General features: G+C 71.7%; 14 protein-coding genes. 13 read left to right on the forward strand and 1 reads right to left on the reverse strand.

Annotated elements, in window-relative coordinates; translation table 11 throughout:
* Positions 1 to 86 precede the first annotated feature (86 nt).
* Positions 87 to 917: an LLM class flavin-dependent oxidoreductase gene (locus LWP59_RS12060; protein ID WP_144642319.1), complete on the forward strand. Its 831-nt coding sequence runs from the start codon at positions 87 to 89 to the stop codon at positions 915 to 917.
* Here LWP59_RS12060 and aroA read toward each other — a convergent pair whose 3' ends face one another.
* On the reverse strand, positions 918 to 2,198 hold the full coding sequence (gene aroA / locus LWP59_RS12065) for a 3-phosphoshikimate 1-carboxyvinyltransferase (protein ID WP_144642318.1): 1,281 nt from the start codon (positions 2,196 to 2,198) through the stop codon (positions 918 to 920). It abuts the gene before it with no gap.
* 97 nt (positions 2,199 to 2,295) lie between these two features.
* Between aroA and LWP59_RS12070 the strand changes: the two genes are divergently transcribed.
* The 12 genes from LWP59_RS12070 to manD all read left to right on the forward strand — a co-directional run bounded on the left by LWP59_RS12070 (position 2,296) and on the right by manD (position 13,913).
* On the forward strand, positions 2,296 to 3,993 hold the full coding sequence (locus LWP59_RS12070; protein ID WP_144642317.1) for a CTP synthase: 1,698 nt from the start codon (positions 2,296 to 2,298) through the stop codon (positions 3,991 to 3,993).
* A complete protein-coding gene (locus LWP59_RS12075) occupies positions 3,990 to 4,622 on the forward strand; it encodes an NUDIX domain-containing protein (protein ID WP_144642333.1) in 633 nt (210 codons plus the stop codon). Before LWP59_RS12070 ends, LWP59_RS12075 begins: the two co-directional genes overlap by 4 nt.
* A gap of 63 nt (positions 4,623 to 4,685) precedes the next feature.
* Entirely contained in the window at positions 4,686 to 5,588 is a 903-nt protein-coding gene (xerD, locus tag LWP59_RS12080) for a site-specific tyrosine recombinase XerD (protein WP_144642332.1), read from the forward strand.
* 88 nt (positions 5,589 to 5,676) lie between these two features.
* Entirely contained in the window at positions 5,677 to 6,642 is a 966-nt protein-coding gene (locus tag LWP59_RS12085) for a ParA family protein (protein ID WP_144642316.1), read from the forward strand.
* A complete protein-coding gene (locus LWP59_RS12090) occupies positions 6,639 to 7,043 on the forward strand; it encodes a cobyrinic acid a,c-diamide synthase (protein WP_144642315.1) in 405 nt (134 codons plus the stop codon). Before LWP59_RS12085 ends, LWP59_RS12090 begins: the two co-directional genes overlap by 4 nt.
* On the forward strand, positions 7,040 to 7,903 hold the full coding sequence (locus LWP59_RS12095) for a segregation and condensation protein A (RefSeq protein WP_144642314.1): 864 nt from the start codon (positions 7,040 to 7,042) through the stop codon (positions 7,901 to 7,903). The genes LWP59_RS12090 and LWP59_RS12095 overlap by 4 nt, the downstream gene beginning before the upstream one ends.
* Positions 7,900 to 8,727, forward strand: a complete 828-nt coding sequence (scpB, locus tag LWP59_RS12100; protein WP_144642313.1) for an SMC-Scp complex subunit ScpB — start codon at positions 7,900 to 7,902, stop codon at positions 8,725 to 8,727. The genes LWP59_RS12095 and scpB overlap by 4 nt, the downstream gene beginning before the upstream one ends.
* Entirely contained in the window at positions 8,717 to 9,460 is a 744-nt protein-coding gene (locus LWP59_RS12105) for a pseudouridine synthase (RefSeq protein WP_144642312.1), read from the forward strand. The genes scpB and LWP59_RS12105 overlap by 11 nt, the downstream gene beginning before the upstream one ends.
* Before the next feature lie 25 nt (positions 9,461 to 9,485).
* Positions 9,486 to 11,309: a DNA helicase RecQ gene (gene recQ / locus LWP59_RS12110; protein WP_144642311.1), complete on the forward strand. Its 1,824-nt coding sequence runs from the start codon at positions 9,486 to 9,488 to the stop codon at positions 11,307 to 11,309.
* Positions 11,310 to 11,378: 69 nt separating this feature from the next.
* On the forward strand, positions 11,379 to 12,383 hold the full coding sequence (locus LWP59_RS12115) for a LacI family DNA-binding transcriptional regulator (RefSeq protein WP_229858531.1): 1,005 nt from the start codon (positions 11,379 to 11,381) through the stop codon (positions 12,381 to 12,383).
* 112 nt (positions 12,384 to 12,495) lie between these two features.
* Complete coding sequence (locus LWP59_RS12120) at positions 12,496 to 12,702, forward strand: NAD(P)-dependent oxidoreductase (RefSeq protein WP_373300056.1); 207 nt, start codon at positions 12,496 to 12,498, stop codon at positions 12,700 to 12,702.
* Positions 12,699 to 13,913 (forward strand): D-mannonate dehydratase ManD, encoded by a 1,215-nt coding sequence (manD, locus tag LWP59_RS12125; protein WP_144642310.1) that lies wholly within the window; start codon positions 12,699 to 12,701, stop codon positions 13,911 to 13,913. Before LWP59_RS12120 ends, manD begins: the two co-directional genes overlap by 4 nt.
* Position 13,914: the final 1 nt, after the last annotated feature.

The raw sequence follows: 13,914 nt of genomic DNA on the forward strand, positions 1-13,914 counted from the left end.
CACGCCGCAGCACAGGAGCATTTCCGTGGAACGCGGAACAAGGAGGGGCGGCACGCCAACCGACCCTGCCTTGAGAGGAGCTCATCATGTCCGTAGGCCTGGGCCTGCCCATCGCCCGCCCCGAAGCGCTGCCCGACTGGGGACGCCGCGCCGACGACGGCCCGTTCACCACCCTCGGCCTGCTCGACAGGCTGACCTGGCACAACCCCGAACCCCTGGTCACCCTCGCCGCGCTCGCCGGCGCCACCACCCGCATCCGGCTGCAGACCGAGGTCCTGCTCGCGCCGCTGCGCGAGCCCACACTGCTGGCGAAGCAGGCCGCCACGCTCGACCGGTTGTCCGGCGGGCGGTTCACCCTCGGCCTCGGTGTCGGCGGTCGCGCGGACGAGTTCGAGCTCGTCGGCGCCGACCTGCGCGCCCGCGGCCGTCGGCTCGACGAGCAGATGAAGATCATGCGCGACATCTGGGCCGGGAGTTCTGTGGGCCCGGCGCCCGCCCGCGAAGGCGGGCCCGAAGTGGTCTTCGGCGCCTTCGCCGAACCGGCGCTCGAACGCGTCGCCCGCTGGGGCGACGGGTTCCTGTGCGCCGCACCGCTGAGCTTCGCCGGGCGGCTCTTCGCGTCCGTCGAGGCCTCCTGGTCGCGTGCCGGGCGCGTGGGCAGGCCCCGGATGGTCGCGCAGGTCAACGTCGCGCTCGGCCCGGAGTCCACTGTGGACGAAGCGAGGGCGGCGCTGCTGGCCTACTACGGGTTCGCCGGGGACCTGGCCACGCAGAACGCCGAGCGTATGCTCACCACGCCCTCGGCCGTGCGGGAGGCTGTCGAGGCGTTCACCGCCCTCGGCGCCGACGAGGTCATCCTCTACTGCTGGTCGCCCGACGCCGACCAGGTCGACCGCCTCGCCGATGCCGTGGGCTGATCAGCCCAGCATCGCCTGCCACGCCCGCGTGAAGCCGGGGAAGGTCTTGCCGACCGTTGCCGGGTTCTCCACCTCGACGCCGGGTACGCGCAGGCCCAGCACCGCAGCGGCCATCACCAGCCGGTGGTCCTCGTAGGTGTGGAACACCCCGCCGCGCAGCGGAGCCGGGGTGATCGCCAGGCCGTCCTCGGTCTCGGTCACCCCGGCGCCCAGCGCCGACAGCTCCGTCGCGAGCGCGGCGAGCCGGTCGGTTTCGTGCCCACGCAGGTGCGCCACCCCCGAGATGACCGAGGGGCCGTCGGCGAAGCACAGCAGGGCCGCGACGACGGGAGTCAGCTCGCCCACCTCGTGCAGGTCCAGCCGTGCCCCGGAGATCTCACCGGTCCCGGTGACGGTGAGGCCGGTGTCGTCGAGCTCGGCACGCTGACCGAGCTCGGCGAGCAGGCTGCGCAGCCAGTCGCCGGGCTGCGTGGTGCGTTCGGGCCAGCCCTCGATGCGGACGCTGCCGCCGGTGACCGCCGCTGCGGCGGCGAACGGCGCGGCCGTCGACAGGTCCGGCTCGACGGCGTAGTCCGGGCAGCTCAGCCGCGTGGCCGGGACGTGGAACTCCTTGCCGGACCGTTCGGGCGCCGCGCCGAACCGGCGCAGCAGGTCCAGCGTCATCGCGATGTGCGGCTCGCTCGGCGGGGCGCCGCCGACCAGGCGCACCGTGACCCCGGAGGTGAACGACGGGCCCGCGAGCAGCAACGCGGACAGGAACTGGCTCGACGCGCTCGAGTCCAGCTCGACCTTCCCGCCGGCGATCCCGCCGTGCCCGAGCACCGTGAACGGCGGCGCGCCACGGCCCTCGTCCTCGATGTCCAGGCCCAGCTCCGCCAGCGCACGCAGCAGCGGCGCGACCGGCCGGCGGCGGATCGCCTCGTCGCCGTCGAACAGCACCGGGCGCGAGCCCAGGCCCGCCAGCGCGGGGGTGAACCGCGCGACCGTGCCCGCGTTGCCCAGCGCCACCGAGACCGGCTCGGTGCCCTCGGGCGCGAGCGGGCGGACGAGCACGTCCTCGCCACGCGCCTCGGCGGAACCGCCCAGCGCCGACAGCGCGCCGGTCATCAGCCGCGCGTCGCGCGAGTCGAGCGGCTTGCGGACCAGCACCGGGCCGTCCGACAGCGCGGCGAGCACGAAGGCGCGGTTCGTGATCGACTTCGAACCCGGGACGCGCACACTCGCGTCCAGCGGGCCGGAAGCGGTGGGGGCGGACCAGGTGCTCGCTGTGTTTCCCGACACGACTGCCTCTTCTCCTCGGGCATTGGTGCTGGTGACATCGAACTATGTCGGCGTGGCCCGGACGCGTCCGGGTCCCCGTGCGATAAGGTGGAAGCCCGTGGGACTTCAGCCGCGGACAGCCAAGTACGTCTTTGTCACCGGAGGCGTCGCCTCCTCATTGGGTAAGGGACTCACGGCCTCGAGCCTGGGTCAGCTCCTTACCGCGCGTGGTCTCCGGGTCACGATGCAGAAGCTCGACCCGTATCTCAACGTGGACCCGGGCACCATGAACCCCTTCCAGCACGGCGAGGTCTTCGTGACCGAGGACGGAGCCGAGACCGACCTCGACATCGGGCACTACGAGCGGTTCCTCGACCGCGACCTCACCGGCTCGGCCAACGTCACCACCGGTCAGGTCTACTCCGAGGTCATCGCCAAGGAGCGGCGCGGCGAGTACCTCGGCGACACCGTCCAGGTCATCCCGCACATCACCGACGAGATCAAGCGGCGCATCATGGCCGTCGCCTCCTCCGACGGGACCGACCTGCGTCCCGACGTCGTCATCACGGAGGTCGGCGGCACGGTCGGTGACATCGAGTCCCTGCCGTTCCTCGAGGCCTGCCGCCAGGTGCGGCACGAGATCGGCCGCGACAACTGCTTCTTCCTGCACGTGTCGCTGGTGCCCTACCTCGCGCCGTCGGGCGAGCTGAAGACCAAGCCCACGCAGCACTCCGTGGCCGCCCTGCGCAACATCGGCATCCAGCCCGACGCGCTGGTGTGCCGGGCCGACCGGGACCTGCCCGACGACCTCAAGCGCAAGATCGGGCTGATGTGCGACGTGGACACCGAGGCCGTCGTCGCCTGCCCGGACGCGTCGTCGATCTACGACATCCCGAAGGTGCTGCACCGCGAAGCCCTCGACGCCTACGTCGTGCGGCGGCTGGACCTGCCCTTCCGCGACGTCGACTGGACGGTGTGGGGCGACCTGCTCGACCGCGTGCACAACCCGGCCGAGACCGTCCGGATCGCGTTGGTGGGCAAGTACATCGACCTGCCCGACGCGTACCTGTCGGTCACCGAGGCGCTGCGCGCGGGCGGGTTCGCCCACCACGCCAAGGTGGAGATCGTCTGGGTCGCCTCCGACCGCGCCACCACCCCGGCGGGCGCCGCGCAGGCACTGTCCGGTGTGGACGGTGTGCTGGTGCCCGGCGGGTTCGGCGTGCGCGGCATCGAGGGCAAGCTCGGCGCCATCACCTACGCCCGCACCCGTGGCATCCCCGTGCTCGGGCTGTGCCTGGGTCTGCAGTGCATGGTCATCGAGGCGGCGCGCAACCTGGCCGGGATCGAGGACGCCAACTCCGCGGAGTTCGACGACGCCACCAAGCACGCGGTGATCTCCACGATGGCCGACCAGAAGGACGTCATCGCCGGCGAGCGCGACATGGGCGGCACCATGCGCCTCGGCGCGTACCCGGCGAAGCTCAAGCCCGGCTCGCAGGTGGCCAAGGCCTACGGCACCACCGACGTGTCCGAGCGGCACCGGCACCGCTACGAGGTCAACAACTTCTACCGCGAGCAGCTCGCGGCCGCGGGCCTGGTGTTCTCCGGGACCTCGCCCGACGACCGGCTGGTGGAGTTCGTCGAGCTGCCCGAGGACGTGCACCCGTTCTTCGTCGGCACCCAGGCGCACCCCGAGCTCAAGAGCCGCCCCACCCGGCCGCACCCGCTGTTCGACGCGTTCGTCAAGGCCGCGGTCAAGTACCGCACCGCCGACCGGCTGCCGGTCGAGCTGCCCGAGCCCTCGGGGGTGCGCTGATGGCGCCGGGGGAGCACGAGTTCGAGGTGGTGTCGTCGAAGGACGTCCACATCGGACACGTCGTCGGCCTGCGCGTCGACGACGTCCGGATGCCCGGCGGCTCGGTCGCCAAGCGCGAGGTGGTCGAGCACCTCGGCGCGGTCGCGATCGCGGCCGTCGACGACGACGGCGCGGTCACGCTGATCCACCAGTACCGGCACCCGCTGGGCCGCCGGATCTGGGAGCTGCCTGCCGGGCTGCTCGACGAGGCCGACGAGCTGCCGGTCGACGCGGCGCGCCGGGAGCTGGTCGAGGAGGCCGGGGTCACCGCGAACCGGTGGGAGACGCTCGTCGACGTCGCGGCCTCGCCCGGGTTCACCGACGAGGTGGTGCGCGTGTTCCTCGCCCGTGAGGTGTCCGAAGTGGACCGCGAGGCGCTGGGGCACGACGACGAGGAGGCCGACCTCGTCGTGCACAAGGTCCCGCTCGCCGAGGCAGTCCGGATGGCACTCGCCGGGGAGCTGGTCAACGGCGCCACGGTCGCCGGGGTGCTCGCCGCCCACGCCGTGCTCACCGGGGCGGCCGAGACCCGGCCCGCGGACGCCGAGTGGCGCGACCGCCCGCGCACCTTCGCGAAGCGCTCTCGCTAGCGGGTTCTGCCCGGGGTTAGGGTGTCGCCCGTGGCGAACGCGGGCGGTACTCCGGTGGCGCAGGTGATCGCGGCCTATCTCGATCACCTGGCGGTCGAACGGGGAACCGCCCGCAACACCCTCGAGAGCTACTCGCGGGACCTCCGCCGCTACGCCGCCCATCTCGGACACGCGGGGGTCACCGACTTCGGGAAGATCCGCGAGGCGGACGTCACCGGCTTCGGCGCCGCGCTACGCGAAGGCGACGACGAGCATCCCCCGCTCGCCGCGTCCTCAGCCGCCCGCGCGCTGGTCGCCGTCCGCGGGCTGCACCGGTTCGCACACATTGACGGCATCACCGAGGACGACCCGGCGCGCGAGGTCCGCCCGCCCGCCGCGGCGAAGCGGCTGCCCAAGGCGTTGCCGGTGGACGACGTGCTGCGGCTGCTGGACGTGCCGGCCACCGAGGGGGAGCGGCCGCTGCGCGACCGGGCCCTGCTGGAACTGCTGTACTCCACCGGCGCCCGGATCTCCGAGGCCGTCGGGCTCGACCTCGACGACGTCGACCGCGGCGAGCGGACGGTGCTGCTCGACGGCAAGGGCGGCAAGCAGCGGCTGGTGCCGATCGGCAAACCGGCCGTGGCGGCGCTGGAGGCGTACCTGGTGCGGGCGCGGCCGGTGCTCGCGTCCCGGGGCCGGGGAACCGCGGCGGTGTTCCTCAACGCACGCGGCACCCGGCTGTCGCGGCAGAGCGCGTGGCAGGTGTTGAAGACGAGCGCCGAACGAGCCGGAATCTCCGCCAGCGTGTCACCACACACGCTGCGTCACTCCTTCGCCACCCATCTGCTTGAAGGGGGCGCCGATGTCCGGGTGGTGCAGGAGCTGTTGGGACACGCTTCGGTGACCACGACGCAGGTGTACACCCTCGTCACGGTGAACACTCTCCGTGAGATATATGCTACGGCCCATCCTCGGGCGCTGGGTTGATCCGGCCGAATACCGGCGAGCCGCTTTGGCGACAATCGCGGAGCGCAATAGGCTTCGGCAGACCCGTCGAACGAGGAGTTTTCGCGCCATGTCGACAGAGCAGCCTCCGGCCAGATCGGCCGCGGCCATGTCGGCCGCCGCGAACCTTCAGCTGACCATCGCGACAGAGGGAGAACCCGAGGCTGTGGACACGGCCGTGCAGCCCGGCAAGGTGAACGGGAAGCCCCAGTTGGGCCCCACCGGCAGGCCGTGGCGGGAGATACCGGACCCGCCCCTGCTCGACAAACACGGTCCCGCGACCGTGCTCGCGATGTGCAACCAGAAGGGCGGCGTCGGCAAGACCACCTCGACGATCAACCTGGGTGCTGCGCTGGCCGAGTACGGCCGCCGCGTGCTGCTGGTCGACTTCGACCCGCAGGGCGCGCTGTCGGTGGGCCTCGGCGTGCAGCCGCACGAACTGGACCAGACGGTCTACAACGCGATCATGGAACGGGCCGTCACGGCGGACAACGTGCTGCGCAAGACCCGGGTCGAGGGCATGGACCTGCTGCCGAGCAACATCGACCTGTCCGCCGCCGAGGTGCAGCTGGTGGCCGAGGTCGGCCGCGAGCACACGTTGCTCCGGGTACTGCAACCGGTGCTCAGCGGCTACGACTATGTTCTGGTCGACTGCCAGCCATCGCTCGGGTTGCTCACGGTGAACGCGCTCACTGCCGCGGACGGCGTGGTCATCCCGCTGGAGTGCGAGTTCTTCAGCCTGCGTGGCGTGGCTTTGTTGATCGACACGATCGAGAAGGTACGCGAGCGCTTGAACCCCAAATTGGACATCACCGGCATCCTGGCCACCATGTTCGACCCCAGGACCCTGCATTCGAGAGAGGTCATGGCACGCGTGGTCGAGGCGTTCGGTGACACCGTGTTCGACACGGTGATCAACCGCACCGTGCGGTTCCCCGAGACCACCGTGGCCGGGGAGCCGATCACCCGCTGGGCACCCAAGTCCGCCGGCGCGATGGCGTATCGCGCGCTGGCCCGTGAGGTGATCGCTCGGTGAGCAGGCGAGCCTCCCTGCCCGGGGCCTCGGAACTCTTCCGCCTGACCAGCAGTCCCGCCCTCGAGCCCGTCGCGCCGCGCCCGGTCGAGGTACCGCGCCCGTCCGGCGAGGGACAGCAGCGGGAGCAGCTGGAGCGCAGCGGCAACACCCGGCGTGGTTCCGGCAGGCAGAAGCACGACTCCAAGATCACGGTCTACGTCTCGGGCGACGAGCTGGTCGCGATGGAGCAGGCGCGCCTCGCGCTGCGCGCACAGCACGGCCTGGTCATCGACCGCGGCCGGCTGGTGCGCGAGGCGGTGGCGGTCCTGCTCGCCGACTTCGATCAGCACGGGCCGGACTCGGTGCTGGTCCAGCGGCTGCGCGAGCGCGAGTACGACGCCGAAGAAGCCACCGGGTCGTGACCGGCACTCCGGAACCGGCCCCGGCTGCCGGGCCGGGGCCCGGGGCCGAGGAGGGCCCGTCCGCGAAGTTCAAGGTGCGCCTGTCGAACTTCGAGGGCCCGTTCGACCTGTTGCTGCAGCTGATCTCCCAGCACCAGCTGGACGTCACCGAGGTCGCGCTGCACCAGGTGACCGACGACTTCATCGCCTACACGCGGGCGCTGGGGTCGGAGTGGGACCTGGACGAGACCACCGAGTTCCTGGTGGTCGCGGCGACGCTGCTCGACCTCAAGGCCGCGCGGCTGCTGCCCGCGGCGGACGTCGAGGACGAGGACGACCTCGCCTTGCTGGAGGCGCGTGACCTGCTGTTCGCCCGGGTGCTGCAGTACCGGGCGTACAAGCAGGTCGCCGAGCTGTTCTCGGAGCTGGAAGCCGGTGCGCTGCGGCGGTACCCGCGGTCGGTGGCGCTGGAGGACCGGTATCTCGGGCTGCTGCCGGAGGTGATGCTGGGGGTCAGCCCGGAGAAGTTCCGGGAGGTGGCACTGTCGGTGTTCCGGCCCAAGCCGCCGCCGACGGTGTCGCTGGACCACCTGCACATGGGCCGGGTGTCGGTCCGGGAGCACGCGGCGTTGTTGCGGGTGCGGCTGGCGGAGGCGGGCACGGCGACCTTCGGGGAGCTGGTGTCGGACTGCGAGCACACGATCGAGGTCGTGGCGCGCTTCCTGGCGCTGCTGGAGCTTTACCGGGAGGCGACCGTCCAGTTCGAACAGGCCGAGGCGCTGGGCACGCTGAACGTGCGGTGGATCGGCGGATCGCCGGAGCAGGCCGCCGAGGAGGCCGAGCAGGACCGGACCCGCGTCGAGGAAGAGGAGTACGGGTGAACCCCGAGGAGGAACGACCGGTCGTCGACCTGGACACGCTCGGCGCGGCGGAGCCGGTCGACGTCGAGCCCGAGCCGGTGGCCGAGCCGGAGCCGGAGTCGGACGCGGTTGGCGAGGTCGAGGCGGTGGCCGAGCCGGAGGCGGTGGCGGAGGCGGTGGCCGAGGTCCCGGCGGACAGCGAGCCGGCGCCCGACAGCGCGCCCGGGGCCGAAGCCCAGGGCGACCAGGGCGACGACGAGGACGACCCCGGGCTGGTGGCCATGGACCGGTCGCTGCCGGACCTCACCGAGGACGCCGCGCTGGAGTCGGCGCTCGAGGCGTTGCTGCTGGTCGTCGACTCACCGGCCAGTGAGGAGTCGCTCGCGGAGGCCGTCGACCAGCCGGCCGCACGCGTGACCGGCGCGCTGCGCACGATGGCCGAGCGGTTCACCGAGCGCGCCAGCGGCATCGACCTGCGCCGGGTCGGCGAGGGCTGGCGGTTCTTCACCCGCGACACCTACGCCCCGTTCGTCGAGAAGCTGCTGCTCGACGGCCAGCGGTCCAAGCTCACCCGCGCGGCACTCGAAACCCTGGCGGTGATCGCCTACCGCCAGCCCGTCACCCGGTCCCGCGTCGCGGCCGTGCGCGGCGTGAACGTGGACGGCGTCATCCGGACGCTGCTGGCCCGCGGCCTCATCGAGGAGGCGGGCACCGATCCGGAGACCGGTGGCACCCTGTATGTCACCACGGAGTTGTTCCTAGAGCGGCTCGGGCTCCCGTCGTTGAACGACCTGCCCCCGATCGCCCCGTTGCTACCCGAAGTGGACGCGATCGATGACATCTGATGAAGCACCCGAGGGTGTCCGCCTGCAGAAGGTGCTCGCCAAGGCGGGCATCGCGTCGCGGCGCGCGGCCGAGGAGCTGATCGCGCAGGGCCGCGTCAGCGTGGACGGCCGCACCGTGCGCGAGCAGGGCCACCGGGTCGACCCGGACAGCGCCGTCATCCACGTCGACGGCACCCGCGTGATCCTCCGCGAGGACCTGGTCTACCTGGCGCTGAACAAGCCCAAGGGCGTGCACAGCACGATGACCGACGACCAGGGTCGTCCCTGCGTCGGGGACTACGTGCGCAACCGCGCGGAGCGGCTGTTCCACGTCGGGCGCCTCGACGCGGAGACCGAGGGCCTGTTGTTGTTCACCAACGACGGCGACCTCGCGCACCGGTTGATGCACCCGTCCTACCACGTGCCCAAGACCTACCTCGCCGAGGTGGACGGGCTCGTGCCGCGCGGGCTCGGCAAGCAGCTCAAGGCCGGCATCGAGCTCGAGGACGGCCCGGTCAAGGTCGACGCGTTCCGGGTCAAGGACATGCAGGCGGGCCGGACGCTGGTCGAGATCGTGCTGCACGAAGGACGCAAGCACATCGTGCGCAGGCTGCTGGCCGAGGTCGGCTTCCCGGTGCGCAAGCTCGTCCGCACCGCGGTCGGCGACGTGCAGCTGGGCAACCCCAAGCCGGGCACCATGCGCAGGCTCACCCGCGAAGAGGTCGGCGGCCTTTACCGCGCCGTGGGTCTGTGAGGGTGGCCGCCGCTACCCTGGCCGGGTGACTTCCACCGAAACGGTCTCCGACGCACTCGGCGTGCTCCGGCGCGTCTTCGGCTACGACTCCTTCCGGGGCGAGCAGGAGGCGATCATCAGCCACGTCGTCGACGGCGGCGACGCGCTCGTGCTGATGCCCACCGGCGGTGGCAAGTCGCTGTGCTACCAGATCCCCTCGCTGGTGCGCGACGGCGTCGGCGTGGTGATCTCGCCGCTCATCGCCCTGATGCAGGACCAGGTGGACGCCCTGCGGGCGCTGGGCGTGCGGGCCGGGTTCCTCAACTCCACGCAGGACCACCACCAGCGCCGCGAGGTCGAGGCCGCCTATCTCGCGAACGAGCTGGACCTGCTCTACCTCGCGCCGGAACGGCTGCGGCTGGAGTCCACGGCCGCGCTGCTGGGCCGGGGGAAGGTCGCGTTGTTCGCGATCGACGAGGCGCACTGCGTGTCCCAGTGGGGGCACGACTTCCGGCCCGACTACCTGGGCCTGTCGGAGCTGCACGAGCGGTGGCCGGACGTCCCGCGCATCGCGCTCACCGCGACCGCGACCGCGGCGACGCACGCCGAGATCGCGACGAGGCTGAACCTGGGCGAGGCGAAGCACTTCGTCGCGAGCTTCGACCGGCCGAACATCCAGTACCGGATCGTGTCCAAGAACAGTCCGCAGAAGCAGCTGCTGGACCTGCTGCGCACCGAGCACGCCGGGGACGCGGGCATCGTCTACTGCCTGTCGCGCAACTCCGTGGAGAAGACCGCGGAGTTCCTGGTGCAGAACGGGATTCCGGCGGTGCCCTACCACGCGGGGCTGGACTCGCGCACGCGGGCGGCGAACCAGGCGCGGTTCCTGCGGGAGGACGGGCTCGTGGTGGTCGCGACGATCGCGTTCGGCATGGGCATCGACAAGCCGGACGTCCGGTTCGTCGCGCACCTGGACCTGCCGAAGTCGGTCGAGGGCTACTACCAGGAGACCGGCCGCGCGGGCCGTGACGGGCTGCCGTCGACAGCCTGGCTCGCCTACGGGCTGCAGGACGTCGTGCAGCAGCGCAAGATGATCGACACGTCCGAGGGCGACGCGGCGCACCGGCGCCGGCTCGGGACGCACCTGGACGCGATGCTGGCGTTGTGCGAGACGGTCGAGTGCCGGCGCGTGCAGCTGCTGAACTACTTCGGCCAGCAGGGCGAGCCGTGCGGCAACTGCGACACCTGCCTGACCCCGCCGGAGTCGTGGGACGGCACCATCGCCGCGCAGAAGCTCCTGTCCACTGTGTACAGACTGCAGAGCGAGCGGCGGCAGAAGTTCGGCGCGGGGCAGGTCATCGACATCCTGCTGGGCAAGCGGACGCCGAAGGTCGGCCAGCACAACCACGACGAGCTCACCGTGTTCGGCATCGGCACGGAGCTGTCCGAGAGCGAATGGCGCGGCGTCGTGCGGCAGCTGCTGGCGCAGGGGCTGCTCGCGGTCGAGGGCGACTACGGCACGCTCGTGCTGACCGAGGCGAGCGGGGAGGTGCTCGGGCGGCGGCGCGAGGTCCGCTTCCGCCGTGAGCCGAAGCGCGAGCCCCGCGCCGCGCGGGCGGGCCGGAGCGCGAAGGCCGCGGTGGAGATGCCGTCCGAGGCGGCGCCGCTGTTCGAGAAGCTGCGTGCTTGGCGCGCGGACACGGCGAAGGACCAGGGCGTCCCGGCGTACGTCATCTTCCACGACGCGACCCTGCGGCAGATCGCCACCGAACGTCCCTCGACGCTGGCCGCGCTGGGCAACGTCAGCGGGGTGGGGGAGAGCAAGCTCGCCAAGTACGGGCAGCAGATCCTGGACACGCTGGCGGGGTAGGCCGAGCCGTTCCAGCCTCGTGCGGACATTCTTGACAACATTGTGCAAGCGTTTGCACAATGTTGTCCGATGACGGGTGCCGAGGAGCGCGAGGCCATGACAGCGACGCTGGGAGCGGTGGCGAAACAGGCCGGGGTGTCGGTCTCCACGGCGTCCCGTGCCTTCAACGAACCCGGCCGGCTCTCGCCCGCGACGGTGGACCGGGTGGTCGCCGCCGCGCGGGAGCTGGGGTATCAGCCCAACCACGCGGCCCGCTCGCTCGCGACCGGGCGCAGGGGGAGCATTGCGCTCGTCGTGCCCGACGTGGCGAACCCGGTGTTCGCGTCGTTCGTCAAGGCCGCGCAGGCCCAGGGATGGCAGCAGCGCCAGGCGGTCCTGCTCGCCGACACCGACGAAAGTCCTGAGCTCGAACGCCGGCTCGTCGAACGCCTTGTGCCGCAGGTCGACGGGATCGTGCTGTGCTCCTCGCGGCTCGACCTCGCCGAGCTGGTCTCGCTCGACGCCGGCACGCGCGTGGTCCTGGTCAATCGCGAGGTCCCGCAACTGCCGTCGGTCCTGGTCGACGTCTCCACCGGCATCCGCCAGGCCGTCGAGCACCTGCACGCCCTCGGCCACCGCAGGCTCGCCTACGTGCAGGGCCATCCGCTGTCCTGGTCCAACTCCGAGCGCCTGCGCCTCATCACCGAGCACGCCGGCCGCCTGGGTCTGGCGCTGGAGGTGCTGAACCCGCAGTCCCCGACCTACGACGGCGGGATCGCCGCCGCCGCGAGCATCCGCGCCTGCGGCGCCACCGCCGTGGTCACCTACAACGACCTCGTCGCGCTCGGCGCGATGGCGCAGCTGACCGCGATGGGGGTCACGGTTCCCGGTGACGTCAGCGTGATCGGCGTCGACGACATCGCGATGGCCACGATGTCGGTGCCCCCGTGCACCACCATCTCCGTGCCGATGGACCGGGCCGGGCGTGTCAGCATCGAGGTGATGCAGGGCCTGCTCGGCGGGCACCAGGCCGAACCGCCCCTGGTCAGGCTCGAGACGCAGCTGAAGGTCCGCGGGTCCACCGGTCCCGCCTGAACCCGCGCCGGAAAGGAAACTCACCGATGAAGGTCGTGGTGGCCGACGCCGATCTCGTGCCGTTGCGGGAGCTGCTCGCGCGGACACCCGGAACCTGGGCTGGATCGTCGGCGTGCCGCTGCTGCCCGAAACCGAAGGCATGATCGGCGCGGCGGAGCTGCGCGCGATGAAGCCCTCCGCGCTGCTGGTCAACGTCGGGCGCGGGCCGCTGTGCGACGAGCAGACGCTCTACGAAGTTTGCGGGACCGCGAGATCGCGGCCGCCGCGCTCGACGTCTGGCGAAGGCCAGGCGCGCGAGAACCTGGTGGTGCGCGGATGACCGGCCGGATCGAGACGGCGGACGTGATCGTGGCGAGCCCCGGCCGCAACTTCGTCACGCTCAAGCTCGTCACCTCCGACGGCGTGGTCGGCTGGGGCGACGCGACGGTCAACGGGCGCGAACTGGCCGTCGCCGCGTACCTCTCCGAACACGTCGTTCCGCTGCTGATCGGCCGCGACGCCGACCGGATCGAGGACACCTGGCAGTACCTCTACCGCGGCGCGTACTGGCGGCGCGGCCCGATCACGATGGCCGCGATCGGCGCGGTCGACATGGCGTTGTGGGACATCAAGGGCAAGGTCGCCGGGCTGCCGGTGTACCAGCTGCTCGGCGGAGCCGTGCGCGACAAGGTGCTCGCCTACACCCACGCCACCGGCGCGGACACCCCGGCGCTGCTCGACGCCGTTCGGGAGAAGCTCGACCGCGGCTTCCGCGCGGTCCGCGTGCAGAGCGGGATCCCGGGCCTGGACACGGTGTACGGCGTCGGTGGCGGAACCGGCTACGAACCGGCGGGCCGCGGCGCGCGTCCCGCCGAGGAGCTGTGGGACACCGGCAGGTACCTGCGGCACATCCCCGGCGTGCTCGCCGAGGTGCGGGCGATGACCGGTCCCGAGGTGAAGCTGCTGCACGACGTGCACCACCGGCTCACGCCCACCGAGGCGGCCGGGCTGGGCAAGGCGCTGGAGGGGCTCGACCTGTTCTGGCTGGAGGACGTGACCCCCGCCGAGAACCAGGAGCTGCTGCGGCAGGTCCGCCGGCACACGACGGTGCCGCTCGCGATCGGCGAGGTGTTCAACACCGTGTGGGACTGCCGCGAGCTCATCACCGAGCGGCTCATCGACTACATCCGCACCTGCGTGGTGCACGCGGGCGGGATCTCCCACGTGCGCAAGATCTTCCAGCTCGCCGAGCTGTACCAGGTGGCCGCCGCGCCGCACGGGCCCTCGGACGTCTCGCCGGTGAACCTCGCCGCCTCGCTGCACGTCGGGCTGGCGACCTACAACTTCGCCGTCCAGGAGTACATGGGCTACCCGGCGCTGACCGAGGAAGCGTTTCCCCACGCGTACTCCTGTTCGGACGGCTACCTGCATCCTGGCGACGCGCCGGGGCTCGGCGTCGAGCTGGACGAGGAGTTCGCCGCACGCCACCCGTACCAGCGGGCGTACCTGCCAGTGGCCCGGCTCGCCGACGGCACCGTGAAGGACTGGTGAG

The organism is Amycolatopsis acidiphila, from assembly GCF_021391495.1.
In the GTDB taxonomy this organism is placed as follows: domain Bacteria; phylum Actinomycetota; class Actinomycetes; order Mycobacteriales; family Pseudonocardiaceae; genus Amycolatopsis_E; species Amycolatopsis_E acidiphila.